28 protein-coding genes and 2 pseudogenes are annotated in these 24,165 nt (G+C 61.0%); 12 read left to right on the forward strand and 18 right to left on the reverse strand.

All coding sequences use genetic code 11. The annotated features are described in order from the left end of the window. Window positions 1-195 precede the first annotated feature (195 nt). The 3 genes from QEZ49_RS04420 to folE all read right to left on the reverse strand — a co-directional run bounded on the left by QEZ49_RS04420 (window position 196) and on the right by folE (window position 2,513). Complete coding sequence (locus QEZ49_RS04420) at window positions 196-1,170, reverse strand: patatin-like phospholipase family protein (protein ID WP_280384576.1); 975 nt, start codon at window positions 1,168-1,170, stop codon at window positions 196-198. Window positions 1,171-1,356: 186 nt separating this feature from the next. After that, window positions 1,357-1,803, reverse strand: coding sequence for a phosphoribosyl-AMP cyclohydrolase (gene hisI, locus QEZ49_RS04425; RefSeq protein ID WP_280384577.1), 447 nt, complete (start codon window positions 1,801-1,803; stop codon window positions 1,357-1,359). 89 nt (window positions 1,804-1,892) lie between these two features. Then, the gene (gene folE / locus QEZ49_RS04430) at window positions 1,893-2,513 is read right to left on the reverse strand and encodes a GTP cyclohydrolase I (RefSeq protein ID WP_280384579.1); all 621 of its coding nucleotides are present in this window, start codon (window positions 2,511-2,513) and stop codon (window positions 1,893-1,895) included. Between the two features lie 230 nt (window positions 2,514-2,743). Between folE and QEZ49_RS04435 the strand changes: the two genes are divergently transcribed. Genes QEZ49_RS04435 through recO form a run of 3 tightly spaced genes read left to right on the forward strand, consistent with a single transcriptional unit; the run spans window position 2,744 to window position 4,319 of the window. Beyond that, a complete protein-coding gene (locus QEZ49_RS04435) occupies window positions 2,744-3,220 on the forward strand; it encodes an iron-sulfur cluster assembly scaffold protein (RefSeq protein ID WP_280385072.1) in 477 nt (158 codons plus the stop codon). Window positions 3,221-3,253: 33 nt separating this feature from the next. Then, entirely contained in the window at window positions 3,254-3,547 is a 294-nt protein-coding gene (gene yidD / locus QEZ49_RS04440; RefSeq protein WP_280384581.1) for a membrane protein insertion efficiency factor YidD, read from the forward strand. A gap of 4 nt (window positions 3,548-3,551) precedes the next feature. Continuing rightward, the gene (recO, locus tag QEZ49_RS04445; RefSeq protein ID WP_280384583.1) at window positions 3,552-4,319 is read left to right on the forward strand and encodes a DNA repair protein RecO; all 768 of its coding nucleotides are present in this window, start codon (window positions 3,552-3,554) and stop codon (window positions 4,317-4,319) included. Between the two features lie 15 nt (window positions 4,320-4,334). Here recO and QEZ49_RS04450 read toward each other — a convergent pair whose 3' ends face one another. Beyond that, window positions 4,335-5,027 (reverse strand): CAP domain-containing protein, encoded by a 693-nt coding sequence (locus QEZ49_RS04450; protein ID WP_280384584.1) that lies wholly within the window; start codon window positions 5,025-5,027, stop codon window positions 4,335-4,337. After that, a complete protein-coding gene (locus QEZ49_RS04455; RefSeq protein WP_280384586.1) occupies window positions 5,027-5,401 on the reverse strand; it encodes a hypothetical protein in 375 nt (124 codons plus the stop codon). The genes QEZ49_RS04450 and QEZ49_RS04455 overlap by 1 nt, the downstream gene beginning before the upstream one ends. 139 nt (window positions 5,402-5,540) lie before the next feature. Between QEZ49_RS04455 and greA the strand changes: the two genes are divergently transcribed. After that, a complete protein-coding gene (gene greA / locus QEZ49_RS04460) occupies window positions 5,541-5,999 on the forward strand; it encodes a transcription elongation factor GreA (protein ID WP_280384588.1) in 459 nt (152 codons plus the stop codon). Window positions 6,000-6,164: 165 nt separating this feature from the next. Here greA and QEZ49_RS04465 read toward each other — a convergent pair whose 3' ends face one another. The 3 genes from QEZ49_RS04465 to exbB are packed head-to-tail and all read right to left on the reverse strand — an operon-like array spanning window position 6,165 to window position 8,475. Then, a complete protein-coding gene (locus tag QEZ49_RS04465; protein ID WP_280384590.1) occupies window positions 6,165-6,986 on the reverse strand; it encodes an energy transducer TonB in 822 nt (273 codons plus the stop codon). Continuing rightward, complete coding sequence (gene exbD, locus QEZ49_RS04470) at window positions 6,983-7,519, reverse strand: TonB system transport protein ExbD (protein WP_280384592.1); 537 nt, start codon at window positions 7,517-7,519, stop codon at window positions 6,983-6,985. Before exbD ends, QEZ49_RS04465 begins: the two co-directional genes overlap by 4 nt. 2 nt (window positions 7,520-7,521) lie before the next feature. Beyond that, entirely contained in the window at window positions 7,522-8,475 is a 954-nt protein-coding gene (gene exbB, locus QEZ49_RS04475; protein WP_280384594.1) for a tonB-system energizer ExbB, read from the reverse strand. On the opposite strand from exbB, the gene QEZ49_RS04480 reads away from it, so the two are divergent. Both QEZ49_RS04480 and msrB read left to right on the forward strand, forming a co-directional pair. Continuing rightward, a complete protein-coding gene (locus tag QEZ49_RS04480) occupies window positions 8,462-8,743 on the forward strand; it encodes a hypothetical protein (protein WP_280384596.1) in 282 nt (93 codons plus the stop codon). The two genes, exbB and QEZ49_RS04480, sit on opposite strands and share 14 nt — an antisense overlap. A 342-nt stretch (window positions 8,744-9,085) precedes the next feature. Continuing rightward, window positions 9,086-9,502 carry a peptide-methionine (R)-S-oxide reductase MsrB gene (msrB, locus tag QEZ49_RS04485; protein ID WP_280384598.1) on the forward strand — a complete coding sequence of 139 codons (417 nt, stop codon included), beginning with the start codon at window positions 9,086-9,088 and terminating at the stop codon, window positions 9,500-9,502. A gap of 74 nt (window positions 9,503-9,576) precedes the next feature. On the opposite strand, the gene QEZ49_RS04490 is transcribed toward msrB, so the two are convergent. The 5 genes from QEZ49_RS04490 to QEZ49_RS04510 all read right to left on the reverse strand — a co-directional run bounded on the left by QEZ49_RS04490 (window position 9,577) and on the right by QEZ49_RS04510 (window position 13,628). Beyond that, on the reverse strand, window positions 9,577-10,350 hold the full coding sequence (locus QEZ49_RS04490; RefSeq protein ID WP_280384600.1) for a molybdopterin-dependent oxidoreductase: 774 nt from the start codon (window positions 10,348-10,350) through the stop codon (window positions 9,577-9,579). Continuing rightward, entirely contained in the window at window positions 10,337-11,200 is an 864-nt protein-coding gene (locus QEZ49_RS04495) for a cytochrome b/b6 domain-containing protein (protein WP_280384602.1), read from the reverse strand. The genes QEZ49_RS04490 and QEZ49_RS04495 overlap by 14 nt, the downstream gene beginning before the upstream one ends. Before the next feature lie 69 nt (window positions 11,201-11,269). Next, window positions 11,270-12,646: a HAMP domain-containing sensor histidine kinase gene (locus QEZ49_RS04500; RefSeq protein WP_280384604.1), complete on the reverse strand. Its 1,377-nt coding sequence runs from the start codon at window positions 12,644-12,646 to the stop codon at window positions 11,270-11,272. Continuing rightward, window positions 12,643-13,308, reverse strand: a complete 666-nt coding sequence (locus QEZ49_RS04505; protein ID WP_280384606.1) for a response regulator transcription factor — start codon at window positions 13,306-13,308, stop codon at window positions 12,643-12,645. Before QEZ49_RS04505 ends, QEZ49_RS04500 begins: the two co-directional genes overlap by 4 nt. After that, window positions 13,308-13,628: a PepSY domain-containing protein gene (locus QEZ49_RS04510; protein WP_280384608.1), complete on the reverse strand. Its 321-nt coding sequence runs from the start codon at window positions 13,626-13,628 to the stop codon at window positions 13,308-13,310. The genes QEZ49_RS04505 and QEZ49_RS04510 overlap by 1 nt, the downstream gene beginning before the upstream one ends. Before the next feature lie 177 nt (window positions 13,629-13,805). On the opposite strand from QEZ49_RS04510, the gene QEZ49_RS04515 reads away from it, so the two are divergent. Further along, window positions 13,806-14,093, forward strand: coding sequence for a PepSY domain-containing protein (locus tag QEZ49_RS04515; RefSeq protein WP_280384610.1), 288 nt, complete (start codon window positions 13,806-13,808; stop codon window positions 14,091-14,093). A 105-nt stretch (window positions 14,094-14,198) separates the two neighbouring features. Here QEZ49_RS04515 and QEZ49_RS04520 read toward each other — a convergent pair whose 3' ends face one another. From QEZ49_RS04520 to QEZ49_RS04540, 5 genes are all read right to left on the reverse strand, one after another. Continuing rightward, entirely contained in the window at window positions 14,199-14,627 is a 429-nt protein-coding gene (locus QEZ49_RS04520) for a DUF930 domain-containing protein (RefSeq protein WP_280384611.1), read from the reverse strand. Between the two features lie 57 nt (window positions 14,628-14,684). Further along, the gene (gene secF / locus QEZ49_RS04525; RefSeq protein WP_280384613.1) at window positions 14,685-15,749 is read right to left on the reverse strand and encodes a protein translocase subunit SecF; all 1,065 of its coding nucleotides are present in this window, start codon (window positions 15,747-15,749) and stop codon (window positions 14,685-14,687) included. A gap of 129 nt (window positions 15,750-15,878) precedes the next feature. Further along, entirely contained in the window at window positions 15,879-16,277 is a 399-nt protein-coding gene (locus tag QEZ49_RS04530; protein WP_280384616.1) for a hypothetical protein, read from the reverse strand. Between the two features lie 155 nt (window positions 16,278-16,432). Continuing rightward, the gene (locus tag QEZ49_RS04535) at window positions 16,433-17,107 is read right to left on the reverse strand and encodes an ABC transporter substrate-binding protein (RefSeq protein ID WP_280384618.1); all 675 of its coding nucleotides are present in this window, start codon (window positions 17,105-17,107) and stop codon (window positions 16,433-16,435) included. A 148-nt stretch (window positions 17,108-17,255) separates the two neighbouring features. Then, the gene (locus QEZ49_RS04540) at window positions 17,256-17,885 is read right to left on the reverse strand and encodes a hypothetical protein (protein WP_280384620.1); all 630 of its coding nucleotides are present in this window, start codon (window positions 17,883-17,885) and stop codon (window positions 17,256-17,258) included. Window positions 17,886-18,222: 337 nt separating this feature from the next. Between QEZ49_RS04540 and QEZ49_RS17250 the strand changes: the two are divergent. The 5 genes and pseudogenes from QEZ49_RS17250 to metH form a co-directional block, all read left to right on the forward strand. Next, window positions 18,223-18,312 (forward strand): annotated as a pseudogene (locus QEZ49_RS17250) (ArsR family transcriptional regulator); the annotation flags it as partial. Between the two features lie 394 nt (window positions 18,313-18,706). Beyond that, a complete protein-coding gene (locus QEZ49_RS04550) occupies window positions 18,707-19,168 on the forward strand; it encodes a class I SAM-dependent methyltransferase (RefSeq protein WP_348534790.1) in 462 nt (153 codons plus the stop codon). After that, window positions 19,168-20,094: a methylenetetrahydrofolate reductase [NAD(P)H] gene (gene metF / locus QEZ49_RS04555; protein WP_280384626.1), complete on the forward strand. Its 927-nt coding sequence runs from the start codon at window positions 19,168-19,170 to the stop codon at window positions 20,092-20,094. Before QEZ49_RS04550 ends, metF begins: the two co-directional genes overlap by 1 nt. An 11-nt stretch (window positions 20,095-20,105) precedes the next feature. Further along, window positions 20,106-21,158: pseudogene (locus QEZ49_RS04560) on the forward strand (homocysteine S-methyltransferase family protein); the annotation flags it as partial. Between the two features lie 63 nt (window positions 21,159-21,221). Next, window positions 21,222-23,978: a methionine synthase gene (gene metH / locus QEZ49_RS04565; RefSeq protein WP_280385076.1), complete on the forward strand. Its 2,757-nt coding sequence runs from the start codon at window positions 21,222-21,224 to the stop codon at window positions 23,976-23,978. Window positions 23,979-24,165: the final 187 nt, after the last annotated feature.

Raw genomic sequence — 24,165 nt, forward strand, 5'->3', positions numbered from 1 at the left:
CTGTTTGGCGATCCGCGATATTTTTTGTGTTGCGGACGCTGAATTTCGATCGGACGGCTTTCGAGCCACCGCAACGCCTGGGTGACGAATGGGGCGTGCGGTTTTACCAGTCACGTTGACGCGAAATCGGCCGCGCAGCTCGCCCCGAGTTTACCCGGCATATCCCAGCATATTATGTCGTGACGGTTTTGAAGTTTACCCACCAGCGTCGAATGTCTGCGAAACGGCATCTGCGTGCGTGCTGCCGTAAACATGATTGCGCGCGTTGATCTCACGCCGCACATCGGCGATGTGGCGCTGTGCTGCGGCCTCGCCTCGCTGGATCAGTTCATCGGCGCGGTGGAAATCGAACAGTCCGATATCCGAGAGCTGCAGATTGATCAGCGCGTCCGGCGGATCGCCAGCAAGCCGCGATCGGGCAATGCGATCCTGCACGATGTTGAATGCCTCAACCATCACGCGGGAGATGCCCGGTGTCGTTTCGCTGCGGCCAAGCACCTGCCGCTTGAGCAGGCGCCGCATGGCAGGGCGGCTCTGTTCCGCGGCCGGTTCGGCGACTGCGGTTGACGGCGCGGCTTCATCCGGTTCGATGTGCGGAACGACGGTGCCGCGCCCGCAACTGTCGAAGTTGAGATTGACCGCGATCACATAGCGCGCGCCGTGTGCACGGGCGACCGACACGGGGATCGGGTTCACCAGCGCGCCATCGAACAGCCAGCGATCGTTGATTTTCACCGGACGGAAGATTCCCGGCAGCGCGTAGGATGCGCGCATGGATTCCACGAGTTTACCGCGCGACAGCCAGATTTCATGTCCGCTGCCGAGTTCGGTGGCGACGGCGCTGAATCGAGATGGCAGATCCTCGATGCGCAGATCGCCCAGATGCTGCTCAAGCCGATTGCACAGCCGCTGGCCGTTGATCAGCGCGGTGCCGCCGAAGTTGAAATCGAGATAGCCGAACACCCGGCGCCGCGTCAGCTCGCGCGCAAAACCTTCAAGCTCCTCAAGGTGGCCCGCGGCGTGGCATCCACCGACGACGGCGCCAATCGAAGTGCCGACAATGATGTCGGGCTTAATTCCGGCTTTGAGCAATGCCTTCAGGACGCCGATATGGGCCCAGCCCCGAGCCGCGCCTCCGCCGAGTGCCAGACCGATCTTTGCTTTGGCCATGTTGCCCTGCCTGCCGTTTTTTCTACTGGACGCTTTGCGCGGCCCCGAATTCCCCGAACCTGATCCTTCGCTCTGATTAGATATAGGTGCGACAGATTAACCCTGCACTATGCGCGCGCGATATCGCGCTGCGAAAATAACGTCCGCAACGCAGCAAACCTAAAGGAAGGTTAGTTCGTGATCGGCCTAATCGTGGCGGCAGGCGTCCGCAGCGACGGCTAGCGCGGCGGCTTCGTCAGCATTGGAGCTGGATTTGATGACGCGATAGAAGCAGCTCCGCTCGCCGGTGTGGCAGGCGCGGCCATCCCCGGCCACTTCAACGCGAACCCAGATGACATCCTGATCGCAATCGGTGCGCATCTCGACAATGTTGAGAAAATTGCCGCTTTCCTCGCCCTTCTTCCAGAGCGCGGCGCGTGAGCGGCTCCAGAAGTGCGCAATGCCTGTGTCGATGCTCAGCTTCAGTGCGTGCGCATTCATGAAGGCGAACATCAGCACTTCACCCGTGCGGGCGTCGGTGACGATAGCCGGGATCAGACCGTCACCGTCGAACTTCGGTTGAAACGATAGTCCGTTCTCGATGTCAGATTTGGTGCCGCGTTGTGCGAACGGCTGCGATGCGTGCGCGCTCATGTATACCTGCTGGAATTGAAGCTGTTGCGCTAACGCGCTTGATTGAATGTGAGCAATTGAACGCAAGTTCTGGCTTGCGATCTTTGCTGTCAAAGCCGTGCGGGCGCTCTGATAGCGTCGATGAAACGCTGGCGCCAATGCATATCTTCATTGAAAACGCCGGTGAAGTGCGTCGTTTCCATGATCGCGTCCGGCTGGTTGGTGTCATGGAAGGCCATGCATTTATGCCGTGCAAGGATCATCACCGCCGCGCCCTTCGGCTGCAGCGCACACTGGATCGTTTCGGCGATCTGAGCGGTGAGCGATTCCTGTACCTGCAGGCGACGGGCGAAGATGTCGACGATGCGGGCCATGCGGGAAAGACCGACCACGCGGCGATCGGGCAAATAGGCGACGTGGGCCAGCCCGCTGAACGGGGCGAGGTGGTGCTCGCAATGGCTTTCCAGCCGCACATCGCGCAGCAGGATCATGTCGCTGTAGCCGGAAACGTCTTCGAACGTCCGCGCCAGTTCCGCTGCCGGGTCGCATGCGTAGCCACTGAATAGCTCGCTGAATGCATCGGCGACGCGGCGCGGCGTATTGGTGAGACCGGCGCGGGCAGGATCATCGCCCGCCCAGGCCAGCAGCGTGCGCACGGCTTCCTCGGCCTGCTCGCGGGAGGGCTTGGCCGCAGTGGCGGGCTGGATTTCTGGCAGCGACGGCTTCGACACCGGAAGGCTCCTTTGTTCGCGCTGGTGCGCGTCCACACGCGTATCGGTCTTCGACCCCCGAAAATAGTGGCCATGCCGGTGCGGCGCGCAGCAAGCTGTCCTATATTATCGGCATTGGCTGGGCCAATGGAAAGGCCGCTGCAATGATGGCGGCAACAGTGGTGAGCCCATCAACCGCCCGCAACAGCGATAACCGCTGGACGGCGGCAGGATGTAATATCGGACTGGATATGGCCGAACTCAACGAGATCTACAACACGAAGCTGCTGGAGCTGGCGGCGCACATGCCCCGTTCCGAGCGCCTGACGGCGCCGGATGCGTCGGTTACAGCCCATTCGCGGCTGTGCGGTTCGACCGTCACCATCGATCTGAACCTGCGCGATGGCATGGTGGCTGACTATGGCCAGACCGTAAAAGCCTGCCTGCTGGGGCAGGCGGCGTGCGCCATCGTCGGTGCGCATATCGTAGGCGCCAGTGCTGCCGAGGTTCGCGCGGCGGCCGCTGACATGCGCGCAATGCTGAAGGAAAATGGTCCGGCCCCCGGCGGTCGCTTCGCCGAGCTGTCGGTGCTGGAGCCGGTGCGGCATTACAAGGCGCGCCATGGCTCGGTGCTGCTGGTGTTCGACGCGCTGGAGCAGGCAATCGATGAAATCGAACAAGCCAACGGGGCTTCCGCTGGTTCCGGCGCTGCGTCTGCCTCGGCCTGATCAGATGGCAACCGAGAACGGCGCGCCTGTCACATGACCATCGCCGCCACGCTGCTGAAGGCGCCAATACATCTTTATCGTTGGACGTTGAAAGCCCTGGTCGGATGGAGTTGCCGCCATGCGCCGAGCTGCTCCGAATACGCGCTGGAGGCGATTGATAAGAACGGCGCCTGGCGTGGTTTCTGGCTGACGGTGTCGCGTTTGTCCCGCTGCCATCCATGGGGTACGCATGGGCATGATCCGGTGCCCGATATAACCGCAGAGCGGCACCCGCTGGCGCCATGGCGCTACGGACGATGGCGGCGCGGCGGTAACGACAGGTCTTGAAGTCATGCAATGGACGGATGAAGGCATCGTCCTCTCGGTCAAACCGCACGGGGAAACGGCCGCTATAGCCGAGCTGTTCACCCGCGGGCAGGGCAGGCATCTGGGGTTGGTCCACGGCGGGCGCTCGCGCAAGCTGCGGCCGGTACTGCAGATGGGAAACCACGTCGATGCAACGTGGAAGGCGCGGCTGGCGGACCAACTTGGGCATGTGCAAGTCGAATTGCGTCGCGGATATGCTGCGCCGGCCATGGACGATGCGTTGACGCTCGCAGGCCTATCGTCGCTGTGCGCTCTGGCGCGCCTGCTGCCCGAGCGCGATCCCCATCCCGGATTGTTCGAGGTTGCGCTGTTTGTGTTGAGCTACCTCGATGAGCCTGAAGTCTGGCCCGCGCTGATGGTCCGGTGGGAGCTGGCGCTGCTGGACGAATTGGGCTTCGGCCTCGATCTTTCCACCTGTGCGGCGAGCGGTGCAGCTGATGATCTGATCTATGTGTCGCCAAAGTCGGGGCGGGCGGTATCCGCAGCGGCCGGTGAGGAATACAAAGACCGCCTGCTACGTCTTCCGACGTTTCTGGCCAGGAAAAGACAAGCGGGCTCAACAACGGACGCTGACGTCGTGGCCGGGCTGCTTTTGACCCAGCACTTTATCGAAGCCCGTGTGCTGCGTCCGCGTGAAGAGGCGATGCCGACAGCGCGGCTGCGCTTGCACGAATTGATGCAAAGGCGCGTTGATCAGGCGGCGTCGCCAGCGCCAGCCTCCATGCAGCCGTAACGCGGGAGCGGCGCTCTAGCGCTTTGTGCCGTCGGCTGCCTCTAATGTCACCGCTGCGCCGCTGCCATTCGCGTTCGGCTTGATGGCGAACACGACTCCACCCTCGGCGGTAAAGGTGCGGGTCGTGTCGACGCCCTGGTTGAACGCGAGCGTGCCGGGCGTGCAGGCGGTGTGGGTGACGATCTCACGCGGTTCGATCGTGTTGTCCTTGCCGTTCAGCGCATAGGTGATGGCATGTTGTGCCCGGTTCACGACCTTGAACTTGTATTTGAACGTCACCGGGCGCGCGAACAGCTGCACGGCGATGTACTTGGGTTCTTTGGTCGGCGCCCGTGCGATGCCGACGCCGGTTTCCGTCACGTGGGGCAGCAGCATGTTCCTACGGTGACCGGGCGAATTCTCCCAGCCTTCAACTGCGCTGCGCGCATACTCACTCGCGGTAAAGCCGCGTGAGTCGAGCAGCGACGCGAGATTCTCCGCAACCTGACAATGACCATATCGAGCAGCGTCTATGCGCTGTGCCGCTGTCGTGCCATCGGCTGTATGCGATAGCCCCTTATAGGCGGTGAGTGTCTTGGCGTAGGCAACGGCCGCCGCCGTGAGCTTCGGATTCTGGACGACCGGGTTGAGACCATTGCGTGCCCGAAACGCATTCGTCATTTCAACGATTGCTGCCTCGGCGGCGGGCAGATCGGGCAGCACCGGCATCAGTCTTCATCCTGCGTCTCAATGTGGAATCTATGCAGCACCCGATGGGCGATCGGGGCCAGCACGAAGCCGTACGCTACGATGATAATGAGGCCGGAAAATATTGCATAGAATCCGGCAAAAAGTTTCCCCTGTGTCGTCTTCAATTCGGAGACAGACCCCATGCCGGACAGGATCATGGATGCGTTGAGAAAGGCATCGGTCAGAGACATGCCTTCGAAGATCGCATAGCCCGCGATGCCAATGACAAGGCAGGACATGGTGACGATCAGCCAGAAAAGAGCTGCCCGCAGCATGCGTTTGGCGAAGGCCGGGCGTGACAGCAGCCGCTGACGGCGCTTCTCGAAACCGGTCATGGTCGTCTTGCTCTTCACGGGGAGACCTCGCGCAGAAACTGGCAGGCTTTGCCAGGCAGTGACCATCCAGCTACGGTCACGGATGCCATTATAGCCGGATCGCCGTATACTGGCCGTTTACTCGGGCGCCCTCGGGCGCGCTGACAAAGGAGACGGCATGAGCCGCGCGTTTGTGAAGGAGCAGGATGGCGTCGATGAGCTGCCAGACCGACTGATCTCCGAGCATGCAAATCTGGTGACGGCGGAAGGCCTTGCGCAGATCGAAGCGGAAGTGACCCGTCTGGATGCTGCGCACGCGATGGCGCAGGCAGAAGGTGACCGGGCCGAGATGGCGGCAACGGCACGGAACCTGCGATACTGGAGTGCGCGTCTTGCCTCCGCTGAACTGGTGCCGCCCGCGGCCGATACAACAACCGTGCAGTTCGGCCTGACGATCACCATCGAGCGGGAAGACGGGCGCCGGCAGACCTATCGGATCGTCGGCGAGGATGAGGCTGATCCGGCAAAGGGCTCCATTTCCTATGTGTCGCCGCTGGCCCGCGCACTCGTCGGCAAGTCGATCGGCGACACCGTCCGCGTGGCGGGAGGCGAAGCCGAGATCATCGCGATCGTTTGACGTGACTGCCTAATAACGGCGCCGGCGCAACCGTGAATGATCTCGTGCGATGCCTACAGCCGTCTGGGCGCTCTATCGCCTTGCGATCTATCAGATGCTGGCAGCGATCAATGCACGACACATCGTGTCACGAGAGTTGGCGGTCGGCATGGCCTAAGCTACCGATCAGCGCTTGAACTTGAACTGAATGGGCAGCGTGAAGCGGATCGTATGATCCGTTACATCCGATGGCGGCGTCGGAAACGGGCTGGCTCGGTTCAGCGTCTCCAGCGCTTCTTCGTCCAGCAGTTCCGACCCTGACGGCTTAATGACTTCAGCACGGATGACCTTGCCGGAACGATCCAGCGTAAAGGAAACGTTGGCCGTGCCTTCTATCTTGTTGTCGCGGGCAGCTGAGGGATAGCGCTTGTGCTTGTTGAGGTGCAGGCTGATCGACTTCTGCCAGGTGACGACAGCGGCCGACACCTTGTTGGATATGCCCTGCTTCGGACCCTTCGGCTTGTCCGCCACGGGAGCTTCGATTGGCGGCGGAGCGGCAGCTTCCTGCGCGACTGAGGCTGCCTGCGGCAATGCCTCCTGTGCCGGGCGCGGATCTTCCTGCTCTTCCTTTTCTTCCGGCTCCTCGATGACTTCCTTCTTCTTCTCGACCACCACTTCCGGCTCGGGGGCGAGAGGAGCCTCAGGTACTTCCGGCGTTTCGACTTCCGACTTCTCTTTCACCTCTTCGCTCGGGGCGGCCGAGGCGGCGGATTCATCGGAACGCGGGCCAAGTGGGAGACTCGTAGGCTCTTCTGGCGGGGCGGCAATGTCTGGGGCGAACTCAACCAGAAAAACGCCGGTGTCTTCTTCGAGGGAGTCTTCTTCCTGCCAGTTCACGAAGGCCAGTGCGCCCGCAGCGGCGTGAGCTGAAAAGATCAGCACGGATGCGAACACCCAACGCCGCAGCCGCGCGCCTGAACCTTCAAGAAATTCCAGATGGGGGCTCATGGCGAGGTCGCGGACACCGGTGCGGCTGGCGTTGACGATGGCAGAGCCGGCGCAGAGGCGGGTGCTGCCGCTGTACCGCTAGGCGATGTTGGCGCAGCAGGCGGCGCGCTGGATGCCCGGCCGGGAACACCTTCAAGCCCAACCAGTGCAACCTTGACGTAGCCCGCCTGACGCAGGGCATCCATCAGACGGATCAGTTCGCCGTACGGAACAGTTTTGTCCGCCCGCAGAAACACACGCTTGTTACGATCGTTCTGGGTCTGAACATCGAGTGCCTGGGCAAGTCCGCCCCACAGCACCATGTCGTTGCCGACGGCCAGCGACAGATCTGACTTGAGCGTTACATAAAGCGGCTTGTCTGGCTTTTTGGCTGGCTGCGCAGCCGATACCGGAAGGTCTACCGGCACGTCGACGGTCGACAGCGGCGCTGCCACCATGAAGATGATCAGCAGCACGAGCATCACGTCGATGAACGGCGTGACGTTGATCTCATGGGATTCCGACAGGTCGTCGTCTTGCAGACCGCCAGCCATTGCTATTCCGCCGCTCTCAGTTCAGGACGCACACCACGGTCGAAATCTCGTGACACGATGCCAAGGACAGCAACGGAGGCATCACCTACCAGAGCCTTGTATCCGGCGATCGAGCGCGCGAAGTGGTTGTAAATCATCACCGCAGGAATAGCGGCGATAAGGCCGAAGGCGGTCGCCAGCAGCGCTTCAGCGATGCCCGGCGCGACAACGGCAAGGTTGGTGGTCTGCGTTTCGGCGATGCCGATGAAGCTGTTCATGATGCCCCAGACGGTGCCGAACAGACCGATAAACGGTGCAGTCGAACCAACGGTTGCGAGCATGCCGGTGCCGCGCGCAACGTCGCGTCCCGACGCCAGCTCGATGCGTTCCAGCCGTGCCTTGATGCGATCCTTGATGGCGTACTTGTCGGGCAGATCCCATGAGGCACGGGTCTCTGCGATGGCAGCGCGCAGCATCGCGGGAACGGGGCCGCGCTTGGCGTCGATGAGGCTCATGGCCTCGCTCATTGAATTGGCAGCGGCCAGCTTGCGTAGGGCGCGGCGCATGCGGCTACGGGCGGCCATCAGCTCGATGCTTTTGGCCAGCCAGATCGTCCAGGTGGCGATGGAAGCGAGGACCAGTCCGACCATGACCGTCTTAACGACGATGTCGGCCGCCATGAACATGCCCCAGGGCGAAAGGTCATGTGGCACGTGCAGGTCGCTGCCGGCGCTTTCCGTAGCTGCGAGTGCAGGCGCGTCCGCAACGCCATCGGGAAGAGCGGAGCCAAGGCTGTCGCTGATGTCGTGGGGGTGATCGGCCGGGGCTGCGTCGGGCGACGCTGCGGGCGGCGCGGTTAATCCTTGCGCTTGGCCGTCGGTCTGACTGCCCGGCTGGATGCCACCCATCTGCGGCGCGGCGTCAGATGCGGGTGCGAACTGTGCGCCAGCGGATGACGGCGTCGTGGCAGCCGGCATTGACGGTTCCGGAACGCCGGCGGAGGTGGCCGAAGGCATGTTGGCTGGCGTAGCCGAAGGCGCGACGGGCGGTGCGGTTGCGGCCGGAGCAGTGGCTGGCGCCGCGTTCTGGACGGCGGCCGGTGGAGCTGTCAGTTGCGAGACGCTCGGCAGCACTTGCGGCGTCGCGGTTGGTGGCGCCATCGTCGGTTGCGGCGCAGCTGTCGGCGCTGCCCCAGCATCAAGCGGAGCCGTGAGCGACGGAGCGCCGGGGCTGACATTTTCCTGAGCGGTGGCTGCGGGTGCACAGACGATTGCGAGCGCAAACAACGCCGCTGCCACACTAGAATTATTCAAATAATATGTTCGGGTTAGATAATTCATGGTGCCGAGTTCATTCCCGATTGCGCAAACCCTCGGACCCATAGGTGATACCTTACTAAGCATGTCAAGTTTGAACTCAATTATGCGACAATGGCATCTGAGATAACTTCGGCAAGTGTGACCTATATGCGTTGGTTGCTGTCAGACTGCGGAGCATCGAACAAGCGGCTGATGCAACATATGATTTGAGATTTGCAAACGTTGCGAAGGCTTGGGTTTCGTCGGCGGAGACATTATCTGAGGCCCTATGGACAGAAATACGACGCAGGGCGATCCGGCCCAAATGGACGAGCAGGAATGGCGCCGGGTTTTGACGCCGGAAGAGTACCGCGTGCTGCGCGAGAAAGGCACGGAGGCGCCGTTCACCGGCAAATATCTGCACGTCGATACCGACGGCATCTTCCGGTGTTCCGCGTGCGGTAATCCGCTTTTTGCAACTGACACGAAGTTCGACAGCGGAACCGGCTGGCCGTCGTTCGATCAGGCGTTGCCCGGTGCGGTCGCCTATCACGCGGATCATTTGCACGGGATGGAGCGCACAGAGATCACGTGCGCCCGCTGCGGTTCTCACCTTGGCCACGTGTTTGACGACGGACCGACGACGACCGGAAAGCGCTATTGCATCAATTCAGTGTGCCTCAATCTCGACGAAGAGAAGAGCTGACGGTTGATGTAGTACGATCCAATGCCGGTGTTAAATCCGGCATTGGATGAGAAGCGCTGCGCCGAGAGAGCAGTTCAGATTCCAGCATACCATTCGTAACCGCGGTCGGCCCAATAGCTGCCAAGCCCATCGCCGATGTCCGAGTAGCTCGACACAACCTCAATGTGCTGGATGTATTTGGCGTGCTTGTAGCCGAGCTGACGTTCAACGCGCAGGCGCAGTGGAGCGCCGTGTGGCACGGGCAATGCAGCACCGTTCATTTCGTAGGCCAGGATAGTCTGCGGGTGGAACGCGTCGATAAGGTCGATGCTCTCGTAGTAATTGCTGAAGAACGAGAGTTTGTCCGCGCAATGGAACACGATGAAGCGCGCATCAGGTTTGAGGCCAACGCTCTGCAGGATCGGGCCGAGCTGCGCGCCTTTCCATTTGCCGATGGCGCTCCAGCCTTCAACGCAGTCGTGGCGCGTGATCTGTGTACGTGACGGCAGGCACCGCAGTTCATCGAGGCTGAATTCGCCGGGGCGCTCCACAAGTCCGCTGATGCGCAGCTTCCAATCGGCAAAGCCATTCTGGGATGCGCGGATGTATTCAGGATCGGCAACGCGGGTGGAACCGTTCGGCTTGAAGTACGCTGAAATATCGCTTTCGGCATATTCGCGCGCCAGAGAACGCTGAGAAAGCACGAGGCGCTGCGCCCATTCGGTGAGGCCTTCAGCACGGTTCAGCATGTCGCGGAACGATGGCGACTGAGAAAGCTGATCGCAGCCGCCGAGCAAAGCCGCGCCACCGGCTGCGGCGCCACGGATGATAAAACTGCGTCGGCTGAGTGTGCGTTTACGTTCGATCATTAGCGGTCTCCCGTATTGGCACCGAATACCGGCCGGTGATCATTGCGCGCATGTTGTTCCAGACGCCGGAAGCCAGCACCATGGCGACGTGAACAATCACGAAAGCTGTGAGCCCTAGCGCGCAAAGGAAATGAATGGTGCGCGCGCTCTGGCGTCCGCCGAATATGTCGAGCAGGAACGGGAAGGCGGCATCAAGCGCGGGCGACATCGTCAGCCCGGTGAGAACGGCCAGCGGCAACAGACCAAAGATCACCGCCAGATAGGACAGCTTCTGCAACACATTATAGCCGCGGCCTTGCTCGCCATCGGGAAAGCGCAGCAACAAATGCTCGCGTAGCGAACGGCCGATGTGGCGAAGCTGATTGCGCGTCGGCGCCAGATCACGGCGCGCGTGACCGCTCCATATCGCATAGATCAGATAGCACAGGCCATTGAGCACCAGTCCCCAGGCAAAGAAGAAATGCCAGCGTCTGCCGGTTGCGAGGTCGCGGTATGAGGGCAGCGTCAACCAGCTTGGAAAACCGCGCTCCTCCAGTTGGCCGGATGGCCCGTTGGATAATCCAAGCACGCCGGTGGTGTTGAACGTGTAACTGCCGATCTGGGTAACACCGGAGTATCCGCCATCGGCGTTTTGTTCTGCGCCGATCATCAACACGGCCCGGTCCGGTTCAGAGGTTTCGCCGAAGTAGAGCGCAGGGTGTGCGTTAAAAATCTGCAAGCCGCTCAGCAGCAGAACGAGCAGGCATAGCGCGTTTACCCAATGGGTGATGCGCACGGCCAGCGGATGGCGGTGAACAAACACGCGCGCATGCTGTCCATTGCTATCGTGGGACGCTTGATGACTGTCCATCGTAGGCAGGTCCTGCTGGCTAGCGGCGCATCCGGATCATAGCCGCATACGTTGGCCAGCGCTGCAAAGTTACGGCTGGCGGTGTACGGGCTTGTGATTTATGGCGGCGGGCAGGCGCAGAACGATATTTCCGCCGGGAGCCGAAGTATCGATATTGAGCGTGCCGTCCCACGCTTCCATGATATCGCCGACGATCGCGAGGCCCAGTCCGGCTGACCCTGACGTATCGAGACGGCCGCCGCGCCTCATGGCGATTTCGGCATCCTCAGCCGACATGCCCGGTCCGTCATCCAGCACCGCCAGCGCAATAGTCTCGCTTTCGGCATGGGCGCGAATGGTGATCGCGCCTGCTGCATGTCGAGTGGCGTTTTCAACCAAATTGCCCAACGCCTCCGTGAGATCGTCGGCGTCGATACGCGCTGCGAGCTGTGGGGCGATGTCGGTGGTCCACGCTATGCGTTCGCCGGCCGGTGTGCGCTGTGCAACCCGCAGCACACGTTGCGCGATGGGCAGCAGTTCAGTGGCGACATTCATATTGGCAGCGCTGCTGCGCGCACGCGTCAACTCGCGTTCGATGTGGCGTTGCATGGTGGCGCGGATGTCATCGATCTCGCCGGCAATTTCGGTTTCGCCTTTGGCATGCAGGCGTTCGGCGTCACTGGCGAGCACCTGAAGCGGCGTTTTCAAACCGTGTGCGAGATCGGCAGCGCGGGCACGCGCCTTTTCAATCTGGCGTTCGCGCGCATCGAGCTGCGCATCGATTTCGCTCACCAGCGGCATGACTTCTTCCGGAAAGTCGTTGCCAAGCCGCGTTTGTGTTCCCGCGCCGATAGCTGTCAGCCGTTGGCGTATGGTTGCAAGCGGACGCAGGCCAATCGCCACCTGCGCAGATCCCGCCGCAATAAGCAGCAGTGCCAGCAGCGCCAGATAGGGCAACAACGCGCCGGCAAAGCTCCGCGTCGCGGCGGCCAGATCGGCGGCATCAATGCCCACGGCAATGCGCGCAGTCTTGCCGTCGAGACGGGCGGGCAAAGCTATGCGCCGCTCCACAACATGCAGCGACTGCGCCGCTGGACCAGACAGCTCATAATTGCGCAGGTCATCGTCGATCGCCGCTTCGGCGGGAAGATCAAGCGTTGCATCCCACAGGGAGCGGGAGCGATACACCGGACCCGCCGGTTCAATCTCCACCTGCCAGTAGAGGCCCGACAGCGGCTTCTGAAAGCGCGGATCGGCCGGAGCGCGAGCGATGACGATATTGCCCGACGCATTGCGGTCAACGCCGGCGATCAATTGATTGAGATGGTTTGCAAGCTCACTATCCATCCACTGCGTGACGTGACGTTCAAACAGCGACGTCAAAGCGAATGCAGCCAGCGCCAGTGCAACGAGTATGAATGTCGCCGCTCCGGCCAGCAGGCGCACCCGCAGCGAGCGCATGCTCATGGCGTGGCATCCGGCATCATGTAACCGAAGCCGCGGCGGGTTTCGATTGCTTCAGAACCCAGCTTCTTGCGCAACCGCATGACGAGCGCTTCGAGAGCGTTGGCGTTGCGGGCGTCATCGTCGCCATAAAGGTGTTCGATCAGTTCGTGCGGCGGAACAATGCGGCCTTTGTTGTGCATGAGATAAGCGATCAGCCGATATTCCAGCGGCGTGGCCTGAATAGGCACTCCAGCGTTCAGCACGCGCATCTGACGCGTATCGAGCGAGACGGCGCCAGACGCAATCACTGCGCTGGCATGGCCGGTGGAGCGTCGGATCAGCGCCCGCACGCGCGCCAGCAGTTCTTCGGTCTGGAACGGTTTCGTCAGGTAATCATCCGCACCGGCATCAATGCCTTCAACGCGCTCGGGCCAGGCGCCACGCGCCGTCAGCACCAACACCGGCATGTTGCGGCCGTCGGCCCGCCAGCGCTTGAGCACGGAAAGTCCGTCCATGCGTGGCAGCCCGAGGTCTAGCACAACGAGATCGTAATCTTCAGTGTCGCCGCGGAACCATGCGTCTTCGCCATCATGGGCCACGTCGCAAGCGTAACCGGCCGCTTCCAGCGCGGCTTTGATCGCGGCGCTGATCCGAGGTTCGTCCTCGACCAACAGCAAACGCATCAGTCGTCATCCTCGATCTTCAGGATCTTGCCGGTGGATGCTTCGGCTTCAATCTCCTGCAACCGGCCATTGGGGCGCAGGATCTTAAGCTCGTAGATGTAAACGCCATCTTCCTCGTCAAGCTCGGCATCGATGAGGTCGCCGTCCACCTGTTTCTGCACGATGGAGACAATATCGGCGAGGGATTTGATGCGGCCAGACTGCAGCAGCCGCTGCGCTTCCTCAGGGCCAAGGTCGTCGGCCATCAGCGCACCGGGGGCAGCCGCAACAAGAATGAGAGCCGCTGTAAAGGTACAGGCCAGCCAACGGTAAAAGGGCACAGAAATTATCTCCAGACGAAGCCCCATGGTGCACCCAGTCTGCTGACAAATCCCTGACAGCACCCATCAGATGGCTGTCAGCGTGCTTCTGCGAGGTTGGGCATGGATCGACGACACGCTGTCGTTGGCCGGGAGGGGCCGGACACATACGCCCCAATATCGAGGAGAACGAAATCCATGCAGAAGTACATCATCCTGCCGCTGTTCGCCGCTGCTGTTGCCATCGTTACGCCGGCACTGGCCGTCGACAATGCCGCTGCAACCTCTCAGGCTGGCGTGCCGCGCGCCGAGTGGCTGAGCCCGGACCAGGTGGGTGAGAAGCTGCGCGCCGCCGGCTACAAGGTGCAGCAGATCGAAACCGACGATGGCGTCTACGAGGTTGAGCTGGTCGACCAGCACGGCACCCGCATCGAGGCGCACGTCCATCCGAAGACCGGCGAAATTCTGGTCGGCTACGACGACTGACGTCTGCTGATTTCCGAACACACCAAACACACCGCGGATACTCATCCGCGGTGTTGTTCATCAAGCCGGTTTAGATAGGCGGTGCGAACAGCGTGCCGTTGGCGGTCAGCGCCACAGGCCCAGGTCTTCCCAGGTATCTTCGGGAATCTCGGCGCCGACCTCATACTTGAAACTCAGCGCCTTCATCTGGTCTTCCGAAACGGCGCACGTGAATTTCAGCTTGTACCAATGCGACTTCGCACGCACCGCGCCGCCCTTGGTCGAGACCTCGCCGCCAGTGAACGTCGCCCGTCCACTGATGCTGGTCTTGATGCGGTCGGCCTTAGGCAGCTTGCCGTCGCGGCGGATGGTGTCGATGCCCTTGATCACGCAGACCTGGTGCGCACGCTCTTCCGGGTCGAGCTTGCGGAGCTGATCTGCGATCGAGCGCGCCTGCGCCGCCGCCGGGACGGCAAGTAAGACCGCCGCCAGCCATATTCTGGAATTCATGAACTCCCCCAACATCTTCGTTGCCCTTGATGGGCTTTTGCTCATTTTGTTTCCCCAGTCCAGCCTTGAGCGGAAAATCGGGCGTCTATATGACCTCGGCCCCTAACGGGGGGCCGGGGCACCACTGTCAGACACGACCTCAGCATCCACCACCGAGGCGGCAACCGCAGGACGCGCAGGCGGCGTAAATGCGGGATTGTAATGGCGCGGTTCGTGCTCGCTTTGCCCCTTGTCAGCTTTCGAACCGAGCAGGATATCGCGGCGAACACCCAGATAGCCGAGCAGTGGTGCCGCCAGGAAGACCGACGAATAGCTGCCGATCAGCACGCCCAGCAGCATGGCGAGCGAGAAGTTGAACAGCACTTCGCCGCCGAACACCAGCAAGGCTACCAGCACGACAACGGTCGTAAGGCCGGTCAGGAACGTGCGTGATAGCGTCTCGTTGATCGATACGTTGATCAATTTATCGATCGGCATCTTCTTGTAGCGTCGCAGGTTCTCGCGGATGCGGTCGGAGATGACGACCGTGTCGTTGATCGAATAGCCGAGCACGGTCAGCAACGCCGCGACGATCGACAAATCGAATTCGAGCTGGAACAGGGCGAAAATTCCGGCGACGACTACGACGTCATGCAGCAGCGACAGGATGGCGCCCGCAGCGAACTGCCAGTCGAAGCGCAACCAAACGTAGCCTGAGATTGCGATCAGCGAGCCGATGACGGCCCAGGTGCCGGAGCGCTTCAGTTCGCTGGAGACAGCGGGGCCGACGATCTCGACACGGCGCTGCTCGAAACCGGGGCCGAGCGCGTCCACGATCTTGGTGCGCGCCGCCTGCTGTGCCTCTTCGCCACCCGGTTGCGTTTCAACGCGGATCAGCACGTTCTGATCGGAAAACGACTGAATTTGCACGCTGCCAAGCCCAAGCTCGGAGAGCTTATTACGGAGCCTCGAAACGTCGACTTTGCCTTCTTGCGCCTGCACTTCGATCAGCGTGCCGCCCTTGAAATCGACGCCGTAGTTGAAGCCGATGACGCCCATGGCGAGCACCGAGAGGATCGACAGGATTACGGACAGCGCGAGACACGTGCCCTTGAAGCGCATGAAGTTGATTTGCGTGCCGTGCGGAAAGATATCGAGACCCTTGAAGGTCGGGATAGGAAAGAACATGGGATTACCCTGCTTGCGCAACGCAGGCGTCTGCGGGCGCGAAAAGATGGCAGGCTCAAATCCACGCGCATGCGCACGGTATCCCGTTCCACATGGCGGTTTGCTTTGAACCAGCGATGTAAAGTGAAATCAGGTCAGCAGGGCAGGGGGTGGGGCGCGAGAACGATGCGCGCTGCGCGCCTTATGGAGCGGCCTGGCAGAGGACGCACGCGCGTTCGATTGCAGGCCAAGAGCAACGGCGATTGCAAAGCCTGACGCGGCAATAACAACATGCGGCGGAGAGGATGACGGCGCGCCCGAATGCTCATCGGGTGAAACGCGCCCCGCAAGCGACAGGTTTTCGCTGCGAAGCGTATGATCGAGAGCCGGAGCGCCTGCACGGACGCCGGCGGCCTCGCCGCTGTCCAGTAGTGGTACAGCGGGAGCAACCGACAGCACTGCAAACAGTAGCGCATACAGGTACAGCGCCGCAGCGTGAAGCTGCGGGAACTGGCTGCGTCGCGTGATGTTGCCTTGCGCCTGCGTCATGGCCCTACCTCAAGAGGCGCAACATAACGGCTTGGCCGTGTCAGCGCAAACAATTGAGCCGCATGCCGATTAAGCCCCGATTGACGGCGCCAAATACAAAAACAGCGACGCTCCATAAGGAACGCCGCTGCCTGTGCGTGCGGTAGGGTAAACGATCAGCGATTGAGGGCAACCACGAGGGCCTTCGGGTTGCCGCCGTTATCGCTGATGAAGCTCTGGAACAGGGTGTCGAGGAACGAGGTCATCCAGAAACCGATGACCTGAGCGTCGCGCACCTTGTAGGTGTTGCCGCGGCGTACAACGAGCCAGCGCACGTCATAGCTGGAGCCGTTCTCCAGCGTGATGCGGCTGTCAACGTAGGTGCCGCGCGGATCTTCCTTGGACTGCGACGTAACGATGAAACGGGCCACGGGATACTTCGGCGCTTCGCGCGAAGCATAGCGCGCGATGAAGTTGATCATGCCGGTGTAATAGATCGGACGATCGGTCTTCGGCAGCACGCGTGCGTATTCTCCCAACGCGCTGATGCCGATGGACGGAATATCCGCGTTGGAATTGAGCACCATCGCAAACTGCGCCATGGAGCCGGAGCGCGAGGCGGCGAGAAGCTCGTTGCCGATCCGCTTCATATAGGCTGCCGGCGATTCACGCCGGTTGGACGGCGCAACTGGCTTTTCAGCGCTGACAGGCGATTTGATTGCGGCTGTGCGCTCTGGGGCGACAGTCTGCGCCACGGCAACGAATGGCACGCAGACAAAGGAGAGGCAGGCAAGAGCCAGCGCCCATGCTGAAGTTCCGCGTGTCGCGCGAACCGCCACGGTGCTCAACATATAATCGAACTCCCTCAAGGCATACATATTGGAGGTGGCCGCATTCGGTCCGGCCCATACTCGCCTCCGCAGGCTTATTAGCCATGTGAGGCAACTTTCAGTCAAAGCTTGCGCCGCAGCGCTCCGGAATTTTCCGAGGATCGAAGATTCAGGCATGGCTGGCATCCGGTAGACGACCTGTGGAAAAGCCGTGCGCCCGATTGCGAAAACGATAGAGTTCACTGGCTGCAACGACCGGCTGACCCAGCATGTGGGCGATTCGGTCAAGTTCAGCCGGGGATGCTTTTGCGGCAACACTCAAGAGGATGGATTTGCCACGCTTGGGGTGCACCAGCACGATCTCATGGCGTGTCGCCCCCAGTGTGGCGCGCATGTGAGGGGCGACACCGACGAAGGCCGACAGCGGCTCGAACCAAGTTTCCGTCAGAAAATAGCCGTTGTCGGTCACGGTCACGCCTGCATCCTCGATGCTGACCGAGCGCGTCGTCAGCACCCGGTCGAGCAGGCGCTTGATGGGCAGCGCAATCAGAAAAGCTACCAGTGCAAACGCCGTCGTGATCTCCACCGCAAGCAGAGGTTGACTAAATAGGGTGGCGCGCGGCTCCGGCGAAAGGATGGCGACCAAGAGACTCATGGTTGCGAGCGCGACTGCAAAGGCCAGCGGAACAAGCAAAACAAGCAGCGCGAACGCCGTGCGCTGTGAGCAGGTTTGCGAAATGTTTGCCGGCAGTTGCGTAGGCATCGCAGGCTCGATCCGGTCGAAGGTGGCAACGCGCATTGAGAGTCCATCGGAGCGGTGTAGGAGCCTACGTTAACCTCAACAGGCTTACTCCCGGGTTAACCGCTGTTCTGAAAGGGTGCGGAACGGGGTTTGGTTCCATTCCGTGATTTCTGGCCGTGATTTCCTGCCGAGGTTTCGGGCGCGGGGGGCGTGAGAGAAGCAGAAAGAAGGCCCGCACTAGCGTCATCACCGCTTGACGCATAAACATATGTTTATATGATGCCCGCCAGTCAGAGGAGCGGCGCCCGTGCCCGGAAAATTTGCCAGCGACGACATCGTGACGGCGCTCAAGGCGGCGGCCGAGCCAACGCGCCTGCGCATTCTGATGTTGCTGATGGCGGGTGAATTGAGCGTCAAGGACCTGACTGTCATCCTGGGTCAAAGCCAACCGCGAATCAGCCGCCACCTGAAGTTGCTCGCCGAAGCCGGACTGGTTGAACGCTTCCGGGAAGGCAGCTGGGCCTACTTCCATGTTTCGGACCGCTCCGCCGGTGGCAAGCTCGCCATGGACATCCTTTCGCTGGTTGACCCCGACGATCGGGGCATGGCGCGGGACCGAGAGCGGGCCGAAGCGCTGAAGCGCGAGCGTGAGGCAGCGGCGCAGTCATACTTTCAGGCGCACGCGGCCGACTGGGACCGCATTCGCTCGCTGCATGTTGCCGAACGCGACGTCGAAGCGGCCATTGCCGATGCGCTCGGTGCGGGGCCGTTTTCGCTGCTGGTGGATTTGGGCACCGGTACCGGCCGTGTTCTTGAACTGCTTTCCGACCGCTATGACCGCGGCATCGGCTTTGACGTTAACAACGCCATGCTCGCCTATGCGCGCAGCAAGCTTTCAGGCATCAGCCTCGGTCGCGCCCAGGTGCGTCAAGTGGCGATCTTTATGCCTGGGAACCTGCGCCGACGGCGCGGCCGATGCGGTGGTGATGCATCAGGTGCTGCACTTCCTTTCCGATCCGCTACAGGCCATTCGCGAAGCAGCGCGGGTGCTGGCCCCCGGCGGTCGCTTGCTCATCGTCGATTTTGCTCCGCATGATCTTGAATTTTTGCGCGATGAGTATGCCCACGACCGTCTTGGTTTTCCTGCCGGTCAGGTGGCCGCGTGGATGCGAGACGCCGGGCTCAGCCCGCAAAAGCAGTTGGATCTTGCCCCCTCGGCCGCAGCGGGCCCGGAGGCATTGACGGTCTCACTGTGGCTTGCGGTGCGGCCGCCTGAAACAAACACAAAAACAGCAGAGAAGACGGCACGCGCGGCGCGTGCCCTGGAGGGTGCACCCTGATGGCAATGACATCAGAACGTAAAAGCAGATTGTTGGGCGCTGGCGAGATCGATGTCTCGTTCGAGTTCTTTCCGCCCAAGTCGGAGAAGATGGAGTCTGCGCTGTGGTCGTGCATCCAGCGGCTTGCGCCTCTGGAGCCGGAGTTTGTTTCGGTGACCTATGGTGCGGGTGGCACGACGCGTGAGCGTACACACAACACGGTTGTGCGTCTCGTCGATGAAACCAACATGAAGCCGGCCGCACATCTCACCTGCGTTGCGGCCACGAAGGAAGAAGTCGACGCGATTGCGCGCGACTATTGGGAGCGCGGCGTCCGCCATATCGTGGCGTTGCGCGGCGACCCCATCAGTGGCCCCGGCTCGGTGTATGAACCGCACCCCGGTGGCTATATAAACGCCGCTGATCTGGTGGCTGGCCTGAAGCGCATTGCGCCATTTGAAGTTTCGGTGGCTGGCTATCCGGAAAAACATCCGGAAAGCACGAGTGTCGCTGCTGACATCGACAACCTGAAAGCCAAGGTTGATGCTGGCGCAGACCGCATCATCACGCAGTTCGGGTTCGACAACGCACACTATCTGCGCTTCCTGGAGCGTGCGCGCGCTGCCGGTATCTGGATACCGATCATTCCCGGCATCGTGCCGATCCATAACTTCAAGCAGGTTGCAGGTTTTGCCGCCCGTGCCGGCGCAAGCATGCCGTCATGGCTGGCGCGCCGTTTCGACGGGCTGGAGGAGGATCCGGCGACCGGGCATCTCGTGGCCGCCGCTGTCGCGACCGAGCAGGTGATGGATCTCGTCGATGAGGGCGTGAAGAAGTTTCATTTCTACACCCTCAACCGCGCCGATCTCGTCTACGCCATATGTCATCTACTGGGGCTGCGGCCCCATGCTGGTAGCGCGCCCGCAAAAGTGCGCGCCGCGAGCTAAGGAAAATTATAATGCTTGAACGCAAGCCTTCATTCGCTGCACTCGAAGCCGCCGCCAAAGAGCGCATTCTTATTATTGATGGTGCAATGGGCACCATGATCCAGCGCTACAAGTTGGATGAAGACGGCTATCGCGGTGTCCGCTTCAAGGACTGGCACCGCGACGTGAAGGGCAACAACGATCTTCTGGTGCTGACGCAGCCGCAGATCATTGGCGCCATTCATGATGAGTATTTTGCGGCTGGTGCGGACATCATCGAGACCAACACCTTCAACGCGCAAAAAATCTCGCTGGCCGACTACGGGATGGAAGATCTCGCCTATGAGGTCAATCTGGCAGCTGCGCGGATTGCGCGCGACGTGGCGGATACTTGGAACAAGAAGACGCCGGACAAGCTGCGGTTTGTTGCGGGTGCCATTGGGCCAACCAACCGCACGGCATCGATCTCTCCGGACGTCAACAATCCTGGCTTCCGCAATGTCGATTTCGATGAGCTGCGCGAAGCCTACAAGGAGCAGATGCGCGGCCTGATGGATGGCGGCGTCGACATCATCCTGATCGAGACCATTTTCGATACGCTCAACGCGAAGGCGGCCGGCGTAGCGACGCTGGAAGTGTTCGAGGAGAAGGGCGTCGAGCTACCGATCATGATCTCAGGCACTATCACTGACCGTTCGGGACGCACGCTTTCCGGACAGACGGCGGAGGCGTTCTGGTATTCAATGCGCCATCTGCGCCCGTTCTCGATCGGCTTGAACTGTGCGCTCGGCGCCGACCTGATGCGCCCCTATCTGGCGGAGCTTTCCGGCTTTGCCGATACGCGCATTTCCGCCTATCCGAATGCGGGCCTGCCCAATGCGATGGGCGAATATGACGAGACCCCGCATGACATGGCGTGTGCCGTCGAGCCGTGGGCACGCGACGGCATTGTGAACATTGTCGGCGGTTGCTGCGGTTCTACACCCGACCACATTGCCCATGTGCGCGAGCATGTCTCGAAGTATGCACCGCGCCAAATTCCTTCGATACCGCCGAAGCTGCGCCTTTCGGGGCTGGAGCCGTTTGTCCACGGAGCATGACCCGCGCGGGTGTGGTCGTGCAGGTTCAGGTTGAGCGTTTGATATGAGATTACGCCAGCGAAAGCATCCAGCTGTGCGTCGAACGTCAGAAGGCAAAGAATAAAAATGACAACGGCAAACGCAGCGCAGGCCTTCATCAACGTCGGTGAACGCACCAACGTCACCGGCTCGGCGCGCTTCCGCAAGCTGATCGAAGCGAACGATTATCCGGCCGCACTCGCGGTTGCGCGCTCTCAGGTTGAGAACGGCGCGCAGGTGATCGACATCAACATGGATGAAGGCCTGCTCGATCCTGAACGGGCGATGACGACGTTTCTCAATCTGATCGCATCTGAACCCGATATTGCCCGCGTACCTGTCATGATCGACAGCTCGAAGTGGAGCGTGATCGAAGCCGGCTTGAAGTGCGTGCAGGGCAAGCCGATCGTCAATTCGATCAGCCTGAAGGAAGGCGAGGAGCAGTTCCTCGATCACGCCAAGAAGGTGTTGCGCTATGGCGCCGCCGTGGTGGTGATGGCTTTCGATGAAGTCGGACAGGCGGATACGGAAGATCGCAAATTCGAGATCTGCCATCGCGCCTACAAGATTCTGACCGAGCAGGTTGGCTTCCCACCTGAAGACATCATCTTCGATCCCAACATCTTCGCGGTGGCGACGGGTATTGAGGAACACAACGGCTATGGCATCGCCTTCATTGAGGCGGTGCGGCGTATCAAGGAAGCGATGCCGCTGGTGCACATTTCAGGCGGTGTTTCGAACCTGTCGTTTGCATTCCGCGGCAACGAACCGGTCCGCGCGGCGATGCATTCGGTGTTCCTCTACTATGCAATCGCTGCCGGCATGGACATGGGCATCGTCAATGCGGGCCAGCTTACGCCCTACGATGCGATCGATCCGGAACTGCGCGAGCTATGTGAGGATGTGGTTCTCAACAAGCGTCCCGATGCAACTGACCGACTGCTGGACGCGGCACCCCGTTTCAAGGGCGACGGCAGCACCGGTGCCAAGCAGAAGGAGAAGGATCTCTCCTGGCGCAATCAGCCGGTGCAGGAACGCCTAACCCATTCGCTGGTCAACGGCATCACCGACTTCATCGAGGAAGATACGGAAGAAGCGCGCCAGCAGGCCGAGAAGCCGTTGCACGTGATCGAAGGCGCGCTGATGACGGGCATGAACGTCGTCGGCGATCTGTTCGGGGCGGGCAAGATGTTCCTGCCGCAGGTGGTGAAAAGCGCCCGCGTCATGAAGCAGGCGGTAGCCTATCTGCAACCCTTCCTGGAAGAAGAAAAGCGCGCGTCCGGTGTCGATCAGATGCCCGCCGCCGGCAAGATCGTGATGGCGACGGTGAAGGGCGACGTGCACGACATCGGCAAGAACATCGTCGGCGTTGTTCTGCAATGTAACAACTACGAGGTGATTGACCTCGGCGTGATGGTTCCCGCCGCAAAAATTCTTGAGGCAGCCAAGAGAGAAAAGGCCGACATGATCGGGCTTTCCGGCCTCATCACGCCTTCGCTCGATGAGATGTGTTTCGTGGCCGCCGAGATGGAGCGTGAGGGATTTGATTGCCCGCTGCTGATTGGCGGCGCTACGACCAGCCGTGTTCACACGGCGGTGAAAATCAGCCCCAACTATTCCAAGGGGCAGGCCATCTATGTGCTCGATGCTTCGCGCGCGGTGGGCGTTGTCTCCAAGCTGCTGTCAGAAACTGATCGCCAGGATTACGTCGCCGAGATTCAGACTGAATACGTCAAGGTGCGCGAAAATCACCTGAAGAACGAGGCATCCAAGAAGCGCATTCCGCTAAGCGCCGCGCGTGGAAACAAGTTCAATATCGACTGGCCGAACTATACGCCGCCCAAGCCGACGTTCCTGGGAACGCGTAAGTTTGAAAATTATCCGCTGGCGGAGCTGGTTCCTTACATCGACTGGACGCCGTTCTTCCAGACCTGGGAACTGGCCGGGCGTTATCCTGCAATTCTCAAGGACAACAAGGTCGGCGCTGAAGCGCAGAAGCTGTTCAATGACGCGCAGGATATGTTGCGGGCGATGGTGGTCGGTAACTGGGTGCGTGCTTCCGGCGTCGTCGGGTTCTGGCCTGCCAACGCAATCGGTGATGACATCGCTGTTTATGCCGATGACAGCCGGTCCAAACAGATTGCAACGTTCCATACGCTGCGCCAGCAGATTGCGCGCGATCCAAAGCGCGACCGTGCACATACGGCGCTATCCGATTTCATCGCGCCGCAGGACAGCGGTATTGCCGATTACGTCGGCGGGTTTGCGGTGACGGCAGGTCTCGGTGAGGAGGAGGCCATAGCCAAGCACGTGAAAGCCACCGATGACTACAGCCGCATTCTTCTGAAGGCGCTATCAGATCGCTTGGCGGAAGCTTTCGCGGAATGCATGCACGCACGCGTGCGGCGCGAGCTGTGGGGCTATGCGGCCGACGAGAAACTGTCCAACGATGATCTGATCCTGGAGAAGTATCGCGGCATTCGTCCGGCGCCGGGCCATCCGGCGCAGCCTGATCACACGGAGAAGGGGACGATCTGGGAACTGATGGATGTCGAGAATGCGATCGGCATGCAGTTGACTGAAAGCTACGCGATGTGGCCCGGTGCTGCGGTTGCGGGCCTTTATTTCTCGCATCCCGACAGCCACTATTTCGGCGTCGGTAAAGTTGAGCGCGACCAGGTCGAGGATTACGCGGCCCGCAAGGGCTGGACCGTTGAAGAAACCGAACGCTGGCTGGCTCCGGTGCTCAACTATGACACGCGTGCGCTGCGTGAGGCGGCGGCATAACCTTGGGGTCGGGCGCTGCTTTGCGCCGAATGTAATCGGGCCTTGCGTCCAGCGGTGCTGCATCGTTGCTGTACAGCACCTCTGCGCTGCGCTTGCCTTTCCTTGTGGCGGTGCGGGTCGCAGGCTCGCGCGATGGTGCGGATCAGTCCGCAATCATTTGTATGGTTGTCTTATGGCCGCGTTTGTT

Origin of the sequence: Hyphomicrobium sp. D-2, assembly GCF_029872155.1 — a bacterium.
In the GTDB taxonomy this organism is placed as follows: Bacteria; Pseudomonadota; Alphaproteobacteria; order Rhizobiales; family Hyphomicrobiaceae; genus Hyphomicrobium_A.